Source organism: Glycomyces amatae (assembly GCF_020991375.1).
In the GTDB taxonomy this organism is placed as follows: Bacteria; Actinomycetota; Actinomycetes; order Mycobacteriales; family Micromonosporaceae; genus Glycomyces; species Glycomyces amatae.
This window is the reverse complement of sequence record NZ_JAJLQZ010000020.1, coordinates 45019-61963: the sequence shown is the minus strand read 5'-3', so window position 1 is coordinate 61963 and position 16945 is coordinate 45019. Positions and strand designations below refer to the sequence as shown.

Here is a 16945-nt window from a genome sequence, read left to right as displayed (position 1 = left end):
CGCCCCCGGGGCCCCGTCCCGGCCCGCCACGGGGCCGGGCGCGCCGATGAGCGCCGAGAACCCGTGGCCGCTGCGGGTGGTGTCCAAGAAGATCGGGGACTGGCTCGCGCGCTTGGGCGAGGTGTGGACGGAGGGCCAGATCACCGAGATCAGCCACCGCGGCCGCACCGTGTACCTGACGCTGCGCGACCCCTCGGCCGAGGTGTCGATGCGGGTCGTGGACTTCACCGGCGCGGTCGCGGCCTGCGACCCGCCGCTGCGCGACGGCGCGCAGGTGGTGATCCGCGCCCAGGCGCAGTGGTGGGACAAGAACGGGTCGCTGTCGCTGCACGTGCGGGAGATCCGGCAGGTCGGCCTGGGCGAGCTGCTGGCGCGCCTGGAGCGGCTCAAGCGGCTCCTGGCCGCCGAGGGCCTGTTCGCGGCCGCCCGCAAGAAGCCGCTGCCGTTCCTGCCGTACCGGATCGGGCTGATCACCGGGCGCGCCTCGGACGCGATGCGGGACGTGTTGAAGAACGCCAAGGCCCGGCTGCCGTCCGCGGACTTCGCGGTCCGTGAGGTCGCCGTCCAGGGCCCGCGCGCGGTCGCGGAGGTGTGCGCGGCGCTCGCCGAACTCGACCGCGACCCCGATGTGGAGGTCATCGTGATCGCCCGCGGCGGCGGTTCGATGGAGGACCTGCTGCCGTTCTCGGACGAGACGCTGTGCCGGGCGGTGGCCGAGGCGGTCACGCCGGTGGTCTCGGCGATCGGGCACGAGCCGGACACGCCGATCCTCGACTACGTGGCCGACTGGCGCGCCTCGACGCCCACGGAGGCGGGCAAGAAGGTCGTCCCGGACCTCGCCGAGGAGCAGCGCGGGATGAACATCGCGCGGACGCGGCTGCGCCAGGCCCTCCAGGTGAAGCTCGTCAAGGAGGCGGACGCGGTCGCGGCGCTGCGGGCCCGGCCGGTGCTGGCCCGGCCCGAGACGATGCTGGAGGCCCGCGGGGAGGCCGTCGCGAACCTGGTGCACCGGATGCGCGCGCGGACGGGGTCGCGCCTGGAGCGGTCGATCGACGACCTGGAGCATCTGCGGGCGCGGCTGCGGGCGCTCTCGCCGCAGTCCACGCTCGACCGCGGGTACGCGATCGTCACCGACGCCGGGTCGGGCGCGGTGGTGCGGGACGCGGGCGAGGCCGGGGAGCGGATCGAGGTGCGGCTCGCGGCGGGGACGCTGCGGGCCGAGGTGACGGAGAAGGAGGCGTCGTGAGCGACGAGCGGTTGAGCTACGAAGAGGCCCGGGCGGAGCTGGTGGCGACGGTCGAGCGCCTGGAGGCGGGCGGCGCGACCCTGGAGGAGTCGCTGAAGCTGTGGGAGCGGGGCGAGGCGCTGGCGGACCTGTGCCAGTCGCATCTGGAGGGCGCCCGGGAGCGCCTCCAGGCCCGCACCGGCTCCGGTGAGGACGACGAGGCCGGGGACTGAACCGGCTCCGGCGCGTCCGGGCGTGTGCGGTCGGATCGGGCGCCCTGGGGCCCCGGTTCAACGATGGCGCGGGGGTGCGAAAAGGGCGCGGCAGGGCTTCGGGCGGTGTCCGCGGCGAGTCTCGACTTGCGGTCCACGACGGCCGGGTCACGCGGCCCTGCCGGTGCGGCGGGGCCGGGGTCAGCCGGTGGCGGCGTCGACCACGCCTTCGGCGAGTTCGGGGAGTTCGTCCACGCCGTCGGGTTCGGCCATCATGACCACGGTGGCGCCGGCCAGTTCGGCCGTCCACGCCTCGCCGCTGCTCAGCTCGTACGAGGACCAGGTGACGCCGGCGGCGTCGACGGGCGTGCCGGTGCCGGTCAGGCCCTCGTTGACGTCCGCGATCGGGCCCGTGGTCTGCACGAGCTGGAGGCCGTGGCCTTCGGGCGAGTACCAGCCGGTGCGCAGGGTGACGGCCTCGCCCTCGACCTTCAGGTCGGTCGAGATCGGCTTCCAGTCGTCGCTGAGCGCCGGTTCGATCACGGTCAGGCCGAGGCTGGCCGCGGTCGTGTAGTTCTCGCCGGTGTCGACCACGCTGACCTGGCGGTCCGCGGCGATCCAGTTCCAGCCGAGGTAGAAGAGGCCGATCGGGAGCAGGAGCACGGCCATGGACAGCGCCATGTCGCGCATGCGGCGCTGCTTGGGGCGGGAGGCCTTCGCGGCCTCGGCCCGGTCGGCGGGGCCGTCGGTGTCGTCGCGGGTGTCGGTATCGGTGCCGGTCTCGCGGTCGGCGTTCCCGTGGGCGGCGGTCCCGGCGTCGGCCTCTTCGGTGGACATGGCTCCATCCTGAACGACCGCCGGGGAGGGCGGCGCACCGCCCCGCCCGGGCGTGGCCCAGCAGGCGCCGGGCGGGCGGGTCTCGCCGCGCGGCGCGCTTTCGGGCCGGTCCCGGTTCGCCGCCGGGGCGTTCGGGCCGCCTCGCCGGTCCGCGTCCGCCGCGGCGGCGGTCTCCTCGCCTCGGGCCGGGCCCCGAACCCGGACGCGTCCCCCACCGAGGCGCGAATCCGACTTCCGGGCCGTCAGGGGCCTGCAATACCCTCTCCGCAGCGGCACTCGCGCCCGACCGGAAGGAGCCCCCGTTGATCCTCGTGGCAGGCGAGAACGTCATCGACCTCGTCCCCGCCCCCGGCGGGCAGCTCCGGCCGACGTGCGGCGGCGGCCCCGCCAACACCGCGGTCGCGCTCGCCAGGCGCGGCGTCCCCACCGCGCTCATCGGCTCGGTCGGCGGCGACCACTTCGGGCGCCAGGTCTGGCGCCGCCACATCTCGGCGGGCGTGCGCCGCGACTGGCTGCACCGCACCGACCTGCCCTCGACGCTGGCGCTCGCGGTCGTCGGCGAGGACGGGCGCGCCGACCACGACTACTGGACCAGCGGCACCGCCGACTTCGCGTGGGAGGGCCGGGCCCTGCCCAAGCCCGACCCGGGCCGGGTGGACCTCGTCCACTTCGGTTCGCTCGCGGCCTACCTGGAGCCGTCGGCCCGCGTGATCGAGCACTGGGTGAACCGGGCGCGCCGCGTCGTCCCGGTCTCGTTCGACCCCAACATCCGCCTGAGCGCCATGGGCGACACGGCGAAGGTCCGCGAGCGCACCGAGCGCCTGGTCGGCCTCGCGACCCTGGTGCGGGTCTCCGAGCGCGACCTGGCCCGGCTCTACCCGGACCGGGCCACCGACGCGGTCGCCCGCGAGTGGCTCGAGACCGGGCCCGAGATGGTGGTGGTGACCCTCGGCGACGCCGGTTCGGTGGCCTTCCACCGCAACCACGTGACCGAGGCGGCCGCCCCGCAGGTCGAGGTGGTCGACGCGATCGGCGCGGGCGACGCGTACACGTCGGGGCTCCTGGGCTGGCTCACCTCGGCGGGCTGGATGGGGCTGGACCGGCTCGCGGCCTGGGGCAACCCGACGGTGGTCGGCGCGGCGCTGCGCTACGCGGGCCAGATCGCCGCGCAGGCGTGCACGGTCCCGGGCGCGCCCTGACGCGGCCGCCGACTCGCCCGCAATCGGGACAATAACGGCATAAGATCATGTCGTGCCTGCTCCGGAACTGCGGATCTGCGTCGCCGAGACCGATCTCGAGGCGGCGCTGCGACTCGACGTCAGGCACGGCCTGACCTCGCACCCCAAGCGCCTGCCGATGCGCCTGCACTACGACGGGCGCGGTTCGGCCATGTTCGGCGAGCTCACCCGCCAGCCCGAGTACTACCAGACGCGCAGCGAGCGCGCGATCCTCCGCGACCACGCGGCGGCGATCGCCGGGGCGCTGGGGGACGGGCCGGTGTCGGTGGTCGAGCTGGGCGCGGGGCGGGCCGAGAAGATCCGCCCGGTCCTCGACGCGCTGGCCGGGGCGGGCCGGCTGGACGCGTTCTGGCCCTTCGACGTGGCCGCCGGGCAGCTGCGGGAGGTGCTGCTGGAGCTCGCCGACGCCTACCCGGGCGCGCGCCTCGGGGGCGTCGTCGGGGACTTCACGCGGGACCTGGACCAGCTGCCCGACCGCGGCGGCGCGCGCCTGGTGGCGTTCCTCGGCGGGACCTTCGGGAACTTCACCGGGCCGGAGCGCAGCCGGTTCCTGCGCGACCTGCGCGAGGCGGTGCGCCCGGGCGACCGGTTCCTGCTGGGCGCCGACCTGGTCAAGGACCCCGAGGTGATCCTCGCCGCGTACAACGACGCGGCGGGGGTGACCGCCGAGTTCAACCGGAACGTCCTGTACGTCCTCAACCACCGGCTGGACGCCGATTTCCGGCCCGACGACTTCGAGCACGTCGTCTTGTGGGACGGCGACACCGCGACGATCGACATGCGGCTGCGGGCGATGCGGGCGATGGCGGTGGACGTCGCGGCCCTGGCGCTCGACGTCGGCTTCCGCGCCGGGGAGGAGATCCGCACGGGCGTCTCCGTCAAGTTCCACCGGGGCGAGCTGGAGAACCAGTTGCAGGCGAGCGGGTTCGAGCCGGAGGCGTGCTGGACGGACGAGCGCGGCTACATGGGCGTGTTCCTGGCCCGGGCGGTGTGAGCGGCGATCGCCCGTGCCCGCGCCGCGGGCGGTTTAGGCTGGGCGGCATGGGAGAGATCGTGCTCATCCGCCACGGCGAGACGACCTGGTCGGCCTCGGGCCAGCACACCTCGGTCACGGACCTGGAGCTCACCGGGCACGGCGTGTCCCAGGCGAGGGCGCTGGCGCCGCTGCTGGCGGGCCGGGACTTCGCGGCGGTGTGGTCGAGTCCGCGCCGGCGCGCGCTCGCGACCGCGGACCTGGCGGGGCTGGAGGTCACGGCGGTGGTCCCGGACCTGGCCGAGTGGGCGTACGGCGAGTACGAGGGCCGCACGAGCGAGGAGATCCGGGCCGAGGACCCGGAGTGGACGCTGTGGACGGACGGCGGGAAGGGCGAGGGCGGCGAGTCGGCCGAGGAGGTCGCGGCGCGGCTGGACCGGGCGCTCGCTGAGGCCGAGCCGCTGCTGGAGCGCGGGGACGTCGCGTTCGTGGCGCACGGGCACAGCCTGCGGGTGGCGGCGGCGAGGTGGCTGGGGCGGCCCGCGAGGGACGGCCGGGACTTCAAGGTGGACACCGCTTCGATCGCGGCGCTGGGCTACGAGCACGGGGAGCACGCGATCGCCCTGTGGAACCTGACGCCGGCGGCGGCGAACCCGAGCGGGTGAAGGGGCGATTCGCGCCTGTCCCCTCCAGCCACTGTCCCCTCCGACCCTCGTCCTCTCCGACCCCTGCCATCCCTAACCCCCACCCTCCCTGGGGGAAGAAGAAGGTAGCCCCACCCTCCCCCGCGGGTATGACAAGAACCGGCCCCGGGCCCCGTCGTGTCACCCGATCGTGTCGCTGGCGGCGGCCGCCGTCGCGCCTCCCGGCCCGGCCCGGTCGTGTCACCGGCCGGTGCGCTTCCCGGCCCGGCCCGATCGCGCCGCCCGGGGGTTCGGGAGGCAGCGGCGGTGTGGCGGTGGGCCGGTCTTGGGGTGTGTCGCCGGGGCCGGGCGGGTGCTCGGGTCAGGTTCGGGCAGTCAGCGACGGGTGTGGCGGCGGGGCCGGTCCTGGGCGGATTGCCGGGGCCGGGCGGGTGCTCGGGTCAGGTTCGGGCGGTCGGCGGCGGTGAGTCGGAGGATGTACCGGGGCGGATCGCCGGGGCCGGGGTGGCGTGAGTGGGGCCGGGCGGCGGTGGTGGCGGGGCCGGTGACCGGTGCGGTGGCGACTCGGCCGGTGTTCGGTGGTGCGGTGGAGTTGCCGCCGGTCGTCGCTGCGGCGGCTCGGCCGGTGGTCGCCGAAGCGGTGGGGCCGCTGCCGGTCGCCGTTGCTGCGGTGGCTGCTGCTGGGTTCGTCGCAGCGGCCTGGCGCGCGGTGGGTGCCGCAGGAGCGCTCGCACAGGGCATCGTCGTGGTCGTGGTGGTCATGGTGGGTTCACCTCCTCCCGGTGGGCGTGGTCGCGTCCTGGCGGATACGCGGTGATGGTCGCGATGGTGATCGCCTCGCCTGGCGGCGCCGCCTCGCAGCGGGCTCTCGCGGCCGGGTCTCGTATCGCCGTCGAGTAGTCGCCGCCGTGCGGCCATGGCCTGCCGGTCCCGCCGGTTCTCCCTGGCGTGTGGACCTATCGGCCTGTCGGGCCTGTCTGGTCTTTCCCTCCTGTCCTGTCGGTGGTGGTCGGGTGGGTGTGCTGGATACGTGCGGGGGTGTGTGCGGGACTCCGACTGTGCTGGCCGGCGGTACCTCCTCAAGGAGGCCGCGCTCCCGTCACATGCCCGTAGACCGCGGTGACGGTGGTACCAGCGCAGGACCGGAACGCGGGACAAACAACCCCCGTCCTAGCTGCGAGGGCGGCCCCGACACCAGTGGGCGGTACGAGCGGCCAGAGGCTGTCGTAGTCTGCATTAAGTGAACACATCTCGTTCGCTTGCACTGATTCCGTAACCCTGTACGTACCCCAATTCTCCTCCCACCAGCCCCACCCCGGCAACACCCACACGGGTAGAGAACCCTCATGTTTCCACCGGTGTCCCTGCGCCGCAACGACATCCACACCCCAGGCCGACGCCCCGTCCGCCCGACCCACACCAGCCCCCGGCCCGCTAACCGACCCCAGCCCTCCACACACCGCTTCGTCGCCGCCGCCTTTATGGACCTCGCCACTCCACCAACCCCAGGCCCGCCAACCGACCCCAGCCCTCCACCCTCCCCACCGTCGCCGCCGCCTGAACCCGGACCCCACCCCCTACCGGCACCGGCTCCAGCTGCACGGCCCCGACCGCGGCAAGGCCGGATCTGTCGGCGCCAAGACGGATCCCGGGCACGATCACCCTCCAGCACACCTGCCGCCACACCGCCACACCGCCACCGACGCTTTAACTGAACGGCATTGCGGTTAGCGGTCGCCGGCGCGCCTCCCGGCCCGGCCCGATCGCGCCGCCCGGGCGTTCGCGCGTCTTCCCGCTCGGCCCGGAGCGGACTACCCTGTGTGGAACCCCCGAAGGAGGCCACATGGATCCGATACTGCTCTCGATCGCCACCGCCGCGGCCGGCACCCTCGCCGGGGAGGCCGCCAAGGGCATCGTCGCCGCAGGCAGGCTCGTCAAGGAGCGGTTCGGCAGGGACGAGGGCCGCGAGCTCGTGCTGCTGCGCGCCGAGACCGGCAAGATCCCGCCCGAGGGCCTGGCGGCCGCGATCGAGCAGGCGTGCGCCGAGGACCCCGAGTTCCGCCGGCAGCTGAGCGAGCTCGCGGGCAAGCCGATCCAGATCTCGCAGGTGAACCAGGCCGGGCAGCAGGTCATGTTCCAGAACAACTTCCACGGCGACGGCCCCCGCAACGTCGTCCAGGGCGAGACGATCAACATCCGCGACCTGCACTGACCCCGGCTCTGCTAGGCTCCCTCACCCATGAGCCCTCCCCTCGTCCTGATCCGCTCGGTGCTCGTCCGCGTCCCGGCGCGCGCGTGGCTGTGGGCGTTCGCCGCGGCCGTCGCGGGCGACCTCGCCGCCATCGCCGCGGGGCTCGGGGAGGCCCGCTGGATCACCAAGCCCGCGTTGACGCTCCTGCTGCTGGGCTACCTGATCGTCTCGGCCGCCCCCGGCGAGCGGCTGCCGCGGTGGCTCGGCGCGGGCCTGCTGCTGGCCTGCGCGGCCGACATCGCCCTGCTCGTGGACGGCACGCCCGCGTTCCTGGCGGGCATGGCCCTGTTCGGGCTCATGCAGCTGGTCTACATCGCGGTCTTCGCGCGGCTCGGCGCGCTCTCGGCGCTGCGGCGGCGCTGGCTCGTCCCGGGCTGCTACCTGGCGTTCTGGTTGGGCGCCAACGTCGTCCTGTGGCCGCGGCTGGAGGCGCTCGCGGTCCCGGTCGCGGTGTACAGCCTCCTGCTGGTGTCGATGGGCGCGGCCGCGAGCGGCCTCGGCCTCGTGACAGGCCTGGGCGGGCTGCTGTTCGTGGTCTCGGACCTGGTCCTGGGCATGGGCGTGGCGGGGTTCGACGTCCCGGGCGAGGGCCACGCGGTGATGGCGACGTACGCGGCGGCGCAGCTGCTGCTGGTCGTGGGGGCGGTGCGGCGGATGCGGGCTGACAGGGCGGCCGCGGGCCGCTAGTGTCGGTCCATGAGACGCGTCCTGTGGCTGCTCGCCTTCGTCGTCGGGGGCTTCTTCATCGTGCGGGCCCTGATGGAGCCCTTCGTGATCGACTTCGGCGACCCGTCGAGCTACGAGGGCGACTGGGGCGGGCCGAGCCTGTTCGGCGTGCTCCTGGTCCACATGGGCCCGGGGGTCCTCGCCGCGGCCCTGCTGATCTGGATGGCGAGGAGGACCGGTCGCCGCAGGCCGGAGGAGCCCGCCGACCGGCCGGTGGGCGACTGACCGTCCGCCTCGGTCCGCCGCTCACCGCCGCCGTCGGCGGATCCGGGCGGCGGCCGCTGGCAAGAGCGCGCGGAGGGTCATGAGCGCCCCCAGTGCGGCGCTGGTCCACACCCAGGGGTCGTCGAACCAGCGGTGTCGAGCGACCATGCCGCCGAAGAGCAGTCCCATCGGCACGCCCGTGAACACCGCCGCGAACGTGTCCGGGACACGGCGGACCAGCCGTTCGAGAGGCGCGATGAACGACACCGCGAGGCCGGCGGCCAGATAGGCGCTCAACGCGGCGAAGGCCACCTGGTGGTCGTAGGCGCCGGCGACGACGACCGGCACCGCGACGGCGGTCGCGCTGAGGTAGGTCACGGCGCACCGCCCCCACGGGGCCAGCCGCAGCTGCTCACGCAGCGGCAGCCTTCCACCCGCGGCGGCGGTCTCTCCGTCGGCCTCGCCGTCTCGGTACTCGGTGCCGACGACCATGATGAAACACGCGATCAGCAGCATCGCGGATGAGATGCGCGCGTACAAGCCGCTGTCGGTCGCGACGGCGTACGACTGGACCGCCACGGCGGGGAGCGCCCAGAGTGCCCCGATCACGAACGCCGTGGCAAGGAAAGGCTGCGACCGTTTCGGCGGTTTGCCCAGCGGCGACGGGCCGGGGCCGGTCAATTCGAGGGGGCGGGAGCGGGGCGGCGGGGGCGTGAACACAGCAGGCGGCCTATTCGGTTCTCGGTGCGGCGGCGGGGCGGCCGCGACTCACTTGGAGTCTAGCGGCCGCCCCGTGTCGGCGCTGCCCACGAAGGTGTTCGCAGTCCGTTGTGGATCGGTACGAGCGGTTAGCGCACGTCAGGCCGGGTCGAGGCGGGTGAGGCGCTGGGTCGCTCTGGTGAGGACCACGTAGGCGACGCCCGGGCCGTGGGACTCGGCCACCGCCTCGAGGTCGACGGCGATCACGGCGTCCCATTCGAGTCCCTTGGACTCAAGGGGCCCCACCAGGGTCACGCGGTCGTCGTGGACGAGCGCGGCCAGTTCGGCGTGGCGCGCGTACGGCGCGATGATGCCCACCGTCCCTTCGACGGCCTCGAGCGCCTCGGCGACCGCGCCCGCGAGTTCGGGCAGCAGCGCGTCGGCGTCGACGGCCTTCTCGCGCACGGGCACGTCGGTCTCGCGCACCGCCTCGGGCAGGTCGATGTCGCGCAGCCGCGGCTTCGCCCACGCTGCGGCGTAGTCGAAGACCTCTTTGGAGTTGCGGTAGTTCTTGGTGAGGTGGAACTCGTGCACGCGTCCGCGCGGGACGGCGCGGCGGCGGGCGTCGGCGCTCTCCCTGGGGCGCGGCCAGCTCGACTGCGCCTCGTCGCCGACGACGGTCCACCCGGCGGCGCGCCCGCGCCGCCCGAGCATGCGCCACTGCATCGGCGAGAGGTCCTGGGCCTCGTCGACGATGACGTGGGCGTAGTCCTCGTAGAAGGCGTCGCGGGACTGGCGTTCGGGCCGGTCGTAGTAGCGGTCCTGGGTGGTGGAGACCTCCTGGATGCCGTCCCAGGAGCGGATGCGGTCGCGACTGCGGCTCTGGGGCTTGACGCCGAGGAGGATGCGCAGCTCGTCGAGGAGGGCCACGTCCGGGATGGAGAAGTCGGCCTCCCGGAGGGAGGCGGCGACGGCCTGGACGGCGGCCTTCTTCAGGTGCCCTTCGGCGGCCGAGCCGAGGCGCTGCTCGTCGCCGGCCCAGCCGAGGACCTCGGCGGGGTCCAGGTCGGGCCACCAGTGGTCGAGGAAGGTGAGGAACTCGCCGCGGGAGCCGACGTCGCGGGAGAACTTGGCGGGCTCGGCGTCGGGGATCACGGGTTTGATCTTGCGCCACAGGGCGATCAGGAGGGCGCGTCCGGCCTCGGTCTTGGCGAGGTTGGGGCGCGGCTCCTTCTCGAAGACGCGGGCGCGGGCGGCCGCGAGCTCGTCGGCGTCGAGTCGGAACACGTCGCCGCGGTAGACGATGCGCAGTTCGCCGGGCGCGTCCGGCGGGGTCTGGCGCACGAGGCGGCGCAGGATCGGCAGCATGATGGTGCCGCCCTTGACGGCGGCGACCTCGGGCAGGTCCTGGCGGACGGCCTCGACGCCGGCGTAGAGCTCGCCGAGTGAGTACAGGGCGGCGGTCTCCTCGCCGAGGCTGGGGAGGACGCGGCCGATGTACTTCATGAACACGGCGGAGGGGCCGACGACGAGGATGCCCGCGGCCTCGTAGCGGCTGCGGTCTTGGTAGAGCAGGTAGGCGGCGCGGTGGAGGGCGACGACGGTCTTGCCGGTGCCGGGGCCGCCGGTGATGATGGTGGCGCCCCGGCCGGGGGCGCGGATCGCGGCGTCCTGCTCGGCCTGGATGGTGGCGACGATGTCGCGCATGCGCCCGGTCCGCTTGCGGCCCAGGGCGGCCATGAGCGCGCCGTCGCCGATGACGGGGAGCCGGTCGGCGGCGTCGTCGTTGAGGAGGTCGTCGCTGATCTCCTCGACGCTGCGGCCGAAGGAGCGGATGACGCGGCGGCGCGCGACGTCCTGGCGGTCGACGGCGGTGGCGCGGTAGAAGGGCGCGGCGGCGGGGGCGCGCCAGTCGACGAGGAGGGTGCGGTAGGCGTCGTCGCGGACGCCGAGGCGCCCGACGTGGCGGACGGCCCCGTTGTCGAAGTCGAGGCGCCCGAAGACGAGTCCCTCGTGCTGGGAGTCGAGGTCGGCGATGCGCCTGGCGGCGCGGTAGACGAAGACGTCGCGTTCGTACTGGGCGCCGGGGACGGTCGCGGCGAGGTGCGCGTAGCCGGAGTCGCGGTTGCCCTCGGCTTCGGAGCGGAGGATCTCGACGCGGTCGTAGACGCGGTCGACGAACTCCTGCTCGATCGCGATCTCCTGCTCGGGGGTGTTGGCGGGGTCGGGTTCGGGCACGGCATGGGACGTGTCGACGTCCTGCGGGTGTTGGGCGTCGGCGTGGCCTGGTTCCTGGGACACTGCGCTCCTCGCTCGAATTCGGGAACGCACCAGCCTAGCGCGTCGCCGCGACGGCCGTCCGGCGATCGAGGCCGAGGAGGCGGAGGCGACCTCGCGGGGCGGCCGGGGCGCGTGGGGCGCGGTTCAGACGCGGTCGGGGCGGAGGCTGCACATCCACGTGTTGCCGTCGTCGATCTCGGTGAAGCCGAACTGGCGGTAGAGGCCTTGGGCGTCGGCGGTGGCGAGCACGACGCGTTTGAGGTCCATCCGCTCGGCCTCGGCGAGGAGGTGGCGCATGAGGAGCTTGCCGACGCCCTTGCCGCGGGCGGCCCGGTCGACGTAGACGTCGCTGAGCCACGCGAAGTAGGTCTGGTCGGTGACCAGCCGCGCGAAGGCGAGCTGGCGTCCGGAGGCGTCGTAGACGCCGTAGGGCAGGGAGTGGTCGATGGCCCGGTCCATGTCCTCGCGGGTGCGGCCGGGGGCCCAGTAGGTGTCGGTGGAGATGACCCGGTGGATCCAGTCGCGGTCGAGGCGGTCGGGGTCGGTGGAGACGGTGTGCTCGTCGTCGGTCATGCGGCTCCTCCGTGCGTGTTCAGGCGTTCGCTCCGAGGGTGCTCCGGGTCCGCCTGCGCCGCAAGTGCATTTCCATGAACAGGAGGTTGAGCGCGATCGAGGCCACGATCGACGCCGTGTAGGCGACGGCGAACAGCGCCTCGAAGTCGCCGCCGTAGGGGCCCTCCAGGAGCGGGAGCTGGACGGCGATGAACAGGCCCAGGTAGACGCGCAGGGTCACGGCGGCGAAGGTCGCGGCGAAGTTGCGCAGCATCCAGCGCTCGTGCCCGGCGAAGTCGCGGGCGCGGACGGCCCGGTAGGCGCGCAGCGCCGAGTAGAACCAGAAGACGTCCAGGAGGACGAACGAGACCAGGGCGATGGGCCCGGCCGTGGTGAGCACGGCGACGACGATGCCGCTGAGGCTGCCGGGGAGGACGCCGGCGAGGAGGTAGACGCGCCCGAGGGCGCGGTGGACCTGGGGGCGGTTGCGGCGGATCGAGCCGAAGAACTGGAACGGGCCGACCAGGAGCGCGATGCCGGCGGTGGCGGCGTGGACGACGAGGAACGGCAGGTGGAGGGGAACGTCCTCGCGGATGCCGACACGCGAGTTCACGTCGGGGGCGAGGTAGGCGGGGACGGCGTAGAGGACGATCGCGACGCTGAGGACGGCCACGGCGACGACCGCGGTGCGGCGGCGCCGGGAGGGCGGGGTGCGGGTCTGAAGGGTGGCGGTCATGCGAGGACTCCTTATCGGGAGTGACACTATCGATAGTGAAACTATCACTAGATTCACGGGGCGGTCAACCGCGCCTCGGGTAAGAAGGACGCATGCGAATCGGAGAGCTGAGCGCGAGGACCGGGGTGCCGGTGGCCACGATCAAGTACTACGTCCGCGAGGGACTGCTCTCCGGCGGCGAGCGCCGCAGCCACAACCAGGTGGAGTACGGGGAGGACCACGTCCGGCGGCTGCGGCTGGTGCGGGCGATGGTCGAGGTCGGGTCGGTGCCGATCGCGAAGGTGCGGGAGGTGCTGACCGAGATCGAGGACCCGGAGCGCGACCTCGACGGCACGCTCGGGGTCGCGAGCCGGGCGCTGTGGCAGAGCCGCGTCCCGAGCGAGGAGCCCGCGGCCGAGGACCTCGAGACGGCGCGCGGGATCGTGCGGCGCCAGGGCTGGGAGTCGATCGACCCCGACCACTGCTACGTCTGGAGCCTCGCCGACGCCGTCGGGCGGCTGCGCGAGCTGGGGCTGATCGAGATGGTCGACCTGACCGGGGAGTACGCCCGCGCGGCCGAGATCGTGGCCGAATTCGACCTCCGGCTGCTCGGTCTCCGGGAGGACCGCGACGAGATTCTCGAGGCACTGGTCGTCGGAACGGTCCTCGGCGACTCGATCTTCGGGGCGCTGCGGCGCATCGCCCAGATCGAGGTGTCGGGCAGGTACTTCCCACGGGGGGAAGGACATCGGGAACCGCGGGAAGACGATCCGTCCTCAAAGGAATGACTCGCGGCGACGGTGCGTGACGAACCGTCCACTCTCATGCTCAAATAGCAATGTCTGCACTTGTCGGGTTTTTGACTTCGCAAGTCGATTGGGTGGTTCTACGCTGTTTCCAGCGCACCTGATGGCGCGGCGACAAAGGCCAAGCCTGCTCGACAAGAGACTTTGTCGCCATCACCAGGAGGCCGCCCGACGACGTGGGGTAGTACGGGCGGCCGGCGGCGGGGCTCCACTTACCTGGCCTGGAGCCCCGCCGCACGAAGTGGGGTGGGGCGGGAACCGGGCCTCACCGGTTGAAGCCCGCCCTCGGCACTCCCTACGATGGAGGCCACCGCCGTCTATTCCTGGAGTGCGATTCCCGTGGCCCTCAACTCGACCATGGTCCCGCTGGGCACCCCCGCGCCGGACTTCACGCTGCCCGACCTCGACGGCGGACTCCGCTCGCTGTCCGATTTCGACTCCCACGCGCTGCTGGTGGCGTTCACCTGCAACCACTGCCCCTACGTGCGGCACATCGAGCAGACCTTCGGCTCGTTCACCACCGGCCAGGCCGACCTGGACGTGGTCGCGATCTGCTCCAACGACACCGAGAGCCACCCCGACGACGGCCCGGAGGGCCTGGCCGAGCAGGCCGCCCGCGCGCACTGGACGTTCCCGTACCTGGTGGACGAGTCCCAGGAGGTCGCCCGCGCCTACAACGCGGCCTGCACCCCGGACTTCTTCCTGTACGGCCCCGACCGCAAGCTGGCCTACCGGGGCGCGTTCGACGGCTCGACCCCCGGCAACGGGATGCCCGTCACCGGGGAGTACCTGGCGGCCGCGATCGAGCTGGTGCGCAAGGGCGAGCCGGTCCCCACGCCGCACTACCCGTCGACGGGCTGCGGCATCAAGTGGCGCGCTTAGCCGTTCGGCTCAGGACGGCATCGCGGCGCGGATCGACTCGACGGTCGATCCGGGGTCCTCGACTTCGACGATGAGGCGGGAGAAGTCGTCGCCGTCGAGCTCGATGACGACGGCCTTCGCGGGGTCGCGGACGTCCCAGAACACGCGGTCGCCGTCCTGGGTGAACACGCCGCCGAGGTAGTGCCCGTAGAGGCCGGTGCCGACGCGCCTGCGTCCCGGCCAGGAGCCGCCCGCCTTCAGGCCGGGCCAGTCGATCGAGATCTCAGGGTCCGCGGTCGCGCCCCGCACGTTCGCGAGCGGGATCGTCAGCTCGCTCTTGAGCGTGCCGAGCCTTCGGATCCCCTCGATGGTCACGACCAGGTCCGAACCGCTGATGGTCACTCGCGCCACTGCCGCCCCCTGTCCTGCCGCGAGCCCGGACAGGCCCCGCGTGCCGCAACCGTAACAGCCGGGCAGGGGGTCTGCGAGCTCTCGGAACGGCTCAGACGAGCGCGCCGCGGCGGGCGACGATCCGGCCGCCCTTGACCACGAGCGCGCGCTCGCGGTGCTCGAGCACGGCCTCGGAGGGGTTGCGGCCGGGGACGGCCACGAGGTCGGCGGTGTCGCCCACGGCGAGGCCGTAGCCCTCGATCTTGAGCAGCCGCGCGCCGCCGAAGGTGGCCGCCTCGAGGGCGAGCTCGATGTCGGCGTCGCGGCTGAACCCGGCGCCCCGGGCGAACCACTGGGTGCGCTGGAGCAGGTCGCCGGTGCCGTAGGGGCTCCACAGGTCCCGCACGCCGTCGTTGCCGATACCCATGGTGACGCCCGCGGCGTCGAGTTCGCGCAGCGGCAGGATCTGCTTGGGGGCCACCGAGGTCAGGCTGATCTGGAGTTCGGCGAGGTCGGCGATGAGCCGGGCGCGGGTGGCGTCGTCGGCGTCGCAGAGCGCGAAGGCGTGGCTGATGGTGACCTTGCCGCGGTAGCCGAGGGCCCTGGTGCGCTCGATGATGAGGTCGAACTCGCGGACGCCGAGGTCGCCGCCGTCGTGGAGGTGGACGTCGATCTCGGCGCCGTAGCGTTCGGCGAGGTCGAAGACGAGGTCGAGATGGCGTTCGGCGTCGCCGTCGAACCCGGCCGGGTCGATGCCTCCTACCGTGGTCACGCCGGCCTTCAGCGCCTCCTCCATGAGTTCGGCGGTGCCGGGGCTGACGAGGATGCCGGTCTGGGGGAAGGCGACGAGTTGGACGTCGATGCGCCCGCCGAGGCGCTCGGCGGCCTCGCGGACGGCCTCGACCGCGCCGATGCCGATGCCCGGGTCGACGTCCACGTGGGAGCGGGCGTGGGTGGTGCCGGAGACGACCATGTTGGTGAGCAGCGCGGTGATGTAGTCGGGGTTGGGGACGCCGAACTCGGCGCGGCGGTCGCGGCCGTAGGCGATGGCGGCGGCGAGGCCGGGCCCGGCGGTGCGCGGGACCCACGGGCCGCCCCAGAGGGTCTTGTCGACGTGGGCGTGGGCGTCGACCAGGCCGGGGATGACGACGGCGCCGCCGAGGTCCTCGACGTGGGCGCCCTGGCCGGAGAGCTTGTCGCCGACGGCGGCGATGCGGCCGTCCTCGATGCGCAGGTCGGTGCGTCCTTCGCGGCCCCAGAGCCGGGCGTCGCGCAGCAGCAGGTCGGTCATGTGTCGGTCCTTTCGCCTCAGGTCCCGCTTTTAGCGGTATACCATTAATGGCGACGGTATACCGTTGACGCCGATCCGGCCACCCGCCGGTGCCGTGAGAGAGACGGGTCATGAGCCGAGCCGAACAGGTCTACCAGGCGCTGCGCGAGCGCATCGTCACCGTCGGGCTGCGGCCGGGCGCGCGGCTGATCGAGCGCGACCTCGCCGCCGAGTTCGCGGTCTCGCGGATTCCGCTGCGCGAGGCCCTGCAGCGCCTGGCGGCGGACGGCCTGGTCACGGCGGTCCCGGGCCAGGGGAGCATCGTCACCGTGCCGACGCCGAAGGACATCGAGGACCTGTTCGACGTGCGCGCCGGGCTCGAGCCGCTGGCGGCGCGCCTCGCGGCGCGGAATGCCGACGCCGGGGTGCTGGAGCGGCTGCGGGAGTGCGCGGGGCCGCGCGAGGACGACGCGTCGCGGACGGAGGCGAACGCGGCCTTCCACCGGGAGCTCGTGGCGGCGGCGGGGAATCCGCTGCTGGGGCAGATCATGGGGCCGCTGGAGGCGCGGATGCGGTGGCTGTTCCACCTGACCGTGGAGCGCGACCCGGCCCGGCAGCGGGAGGAGCACGCCGAGCTGCTCGAGGCGCTCGAAGCGGCGGACGCCGACCGGGCGGCCGCGATCGCATTGGCGCACTTGGAGGAAGGACGCGGCCCGACACTGGAGGCGGCGCAGCGCTGGCGGCTGGAGGCGGTCGACGCGAGAGAGGCCACGAAGACCAGGCGCCGCCGGGCGGGCACGGACACCGCCTGACCGGGGCCGGCCCGCTGCGAACGGGCCGCTCGGCGGGAACCGTCGTACCTCCGGGGCGCCCTTGTGCGAGGGGCCCGGGGCGCGACGCGCCCGACCCCGGGGGCCGGACGACCGCGGCAGTGTCACACCCCTGCGCCAAAGTTGACATGGGGCGTCCGGATTCCGACACGCCCGGCCCCGGGGAGCGGTCACCGCTCCTTCGCACCCGAACTGTCGCACCCGCCGGGCACCCTTGTGCGAGGGGCCCCGG

Annotated in this window: 19 protein-coding genes; 12 read left to right on the top strand and 7 right to left on the bottom strand. The window is 73.5% G+C overall.

Going from position 1 to position 16945, the window contains the following annotated elements; all coding sequences use genetic code 11:
• Positions 1–46 precede the first annotated feature (46 nt).
• Both xseA and LO763_RS23265 read left to right on the top strand, forming a co-directional pair.
• Positions 47–1246, top strand: coding sequence for an exodeoxyribonuclease VII large subunit (xseA, locus tag LO763_RS23270; protein ID WP_255672938.1), 1200 nt, complete (start codon positions 47–49; stop codon positions 1244–1246).
• Positions 1243–1458, top strand: coding sequence for an exodeoxyribonuclease VII small subunit (locus LO763_RS23265; RefSeq protein ID WP_230789568.1), 216 nt, complete (start codon positions 1243–1245; stop codon positions 1456–1458). The genes xseA and LO763_RS23265 overlap by 4 nt, the downstream gene beginning before the upstream one ends.
• A gap of 180 nt (positions 1459–1638) precedes the next feature.
• Here the strand turns inward: LO763_RS23265 and LO763_RS23260 are convergent, their stop codons facing one another.
• Positions 1639–2274, bottom strand: a complete 636-nt coding sequence (locus tag LO763_RS23260) for a DUF4245 family protein (protein ID WP_230789564.1) — start codon at positions 2272–2274, stop codon at positions 1639–1641.
• Between the two features lie 311 nt (positions 2275–2585).
• Between LO763_RS23260 and LO763_RS23255 the strand changes: the two genes are divergently transcribed.
• The 7 genes from LO763_RS23255 (at position 2586) to LO763_RS23225 (ending at position 8331) form a co-directional block, all read left to right on the top strand.
• A complete protein-coding gene (locus LO763_RS23255; protein WP_230789642.1) occupies positions 2586–3473 on the top strand; it encodes a carbohydrate kinase family protein in 888 nt (295 codons plus the stop codon).
• A gap of 52 nt (positions 3474–3525) precedes the next feature.
• Complete coding sequence (egtD, locus tag LO763_RS23250; protein ID WP_230789561.1) at positions 3526–4506, top strand: L-histidine N(alpha)-methyltransferase; 981 nt, start codon at positions 3526–3528, stop codon at positions 4504–4506.
• 47 nt (positions 4507–4553) lie between these two features.
• Positions 4554–5150, top strand: a complete 597-nt coding sequence (locus LO763_RS23245) for a histidine phosphatase family protein (protein WP_230789559.1) — start codon at positions 4554–4556, stop codon at positions 5148–5150.
• 523 nt (positions 5151–5673) lie between these two features.
• Entirely contained in the window at positions 5674–5946 is a 273-nt protein-coding gene (locus LO763_RS23240) for a hypothetical protein (protein WP_230789556.1), read from the top strand.
• A gap of 1026 nt (positions 5947–6972) precedes the next feature.
• On the top strand, positions 6973–7341 hold the full coding sequence (locus LO763_RS23235; protein WP_230789553.1) for a hypothetical protein: 369 nt from the start codon (positions 6973–6975) through the stop codon (positions 7339–7341).
• A 27-nt stretch (positions 7342–7368) separates the two neighbouring features.
• On the top strand, positions 7369–8067 hold the full coding sequence (locus tag LO763_RS23230; RefSeq protein ID WP_230789551.1) for a lysoplasmalogenase family protein: 699 nt from the start codon (positions 7369–7371) through the stop codon (positions 8065–8067).
• 9 nt (positions 8068–8076) lie between these two features.
• On the top strand, positions 8077–8331 hold the full coding sequence (locus LO763_RS23225) for a hypothetical protein (RefSeq protein WP_230789548.1): 255 nt from the start codon (positions 8077–8079) through the stop codon (positions 8329–8331).
• A 21-nt stretch (positions 8332–8352) separates the two neighbouring features.
• On the opposite strand, the gene LO763_RS23220 is transcribed toward LO763_RS23225, so the two are convergent.
• The 4 genes from LO763_RS23220 to LO763_RS23205 all read right to left on the bottom strand — a co-directional run bounded on the left by LO763_RS23220 (position 8353) and on the right by LO763_RS23205 (position 12577).
• Positions 8353–8919: a hypothetical protein gene (locus LO763_RS23220; protein ID WP_230789545.1), complete on the bottom strand. Its 567-nt coding sequence runs from the start codon at positions 8917–8919 to the stop codon at positions 8353–8355.
• Positions 8920–9168: 249 nt separating this feature from the next.
• On the bottom strand, positions 9169–11310 hold the full coding sequence (locus LO763_RS23215; protein ID WP_230789542.1) for a HelD family protein: 2142 nt from the start codon (positions 11308–11310) through the stop codon (positions 9169–9171).
• A gap of 123 nt (positions 11311–11433) precedes the next feature.
• Positions 11434–11862: a GNAT family N-acetyltransferase gene (locus LO763_RS23210; protein ID WP_230789540.1), complete on the bottom strand. Its 429-nt coding sequence runs from the start codon at positions 11860–11862 to the stop codon at positions 11434–11436.
• A gap of 19 nt (positions 11863–11881) precedes the next feature.
• The gene (locus LO763_RS23205; RefSeq protein WP_230789537.1) at positions 11882–12577 is read right to left on the bottom strand and encodes a DUF2306 domain-containing protein; all 696 of its coding nucleotides are present in this window, start codon (positions 12575–12577) and stop codon (positions 11882–11884) included.
• Between the two features lie 92 nt (positions 12578–12669).
• On the opposite strand from LO763_RS23205, the gene LO763_RS23200 reads away from it, so the two are divergent.
• Both LO763_RS23200 and LO763_RS23195 read left to right on the top strand, forming a co-directional pair.
• Positions 12670–13344 carry a MerR family transcriptional regulator gene (locus tag LO763_RS23200; RefSeq protein ID WP_230789535.1) on the top strand — a complete coding sequence of 225 codons (675 nt, stop codon included), beginning with the start codon at positions 12670–12672 and terminating at the stop codon, positions 13342–13344.
• A gap of 357 nt (positions 13345–13701) precedes the next feature.
• Positions 13702–14244 (top strand): thioredoxin family protein, encoded by a 543-nt coding sequence (locus tag LO763_RS23195; RefSeq protein ID WP_230789532.1) that lies wholly within the window; start codon positions 13702–13704, stop codon positions 14242–14244.
• A 9-nt stretch (positions 14245–14253) separates the two neighbouring features.
• On the opposite strand, the gene LO763_RS23190 is transcribed toward LO763_RS23195, so the two are convergent.
• Both LO763_RS23190 and LO763_RS23185 read right to left on the bottom strand, forming a co-directional pair.
• Positions 14254–14634 (bottom strand): hypothetical protein, encoded by a 381-nt coding sequence (locus LO763_RS23190; RefSeq protein WP_230789529.1) that lies wholly within the window; start codon positions 14632–14634, stop codon positions 14254–14256.
• A gap of 91 nt (positions 14635–14725) precedes the next feature.
• On the bottom strand, positions 14726–15904 hold the full coding sequence (locus LO763_RS23185; RefSeq protein ID WP_230789526.1) for an amidohydrolase: 1179 nt from the start codon (positions 15902–15904) through the stop codon (positions 14726–14728).
• 110 nt (positions 15905–16014) lie between these two features.
• Here LO763_RS23185 and LO763_RS23180 point away from each other — a divergent pair, with 110 nt between their 5' ends.
• Positions 16015–16695 carry a GntR family transcriptional regulator gene (locus LO763_RS23180; protein WP_230789523.1) on the top strand — a complete coding sequence of 227 codons (681 nt, stop codon included), beginning with the start codon at positions 16015–16017 and terminating at the stop codon, positions 16693–16695.
• The last annotated feature ends 250 nt before the right edge of the window (positions 16696–16945 follow it).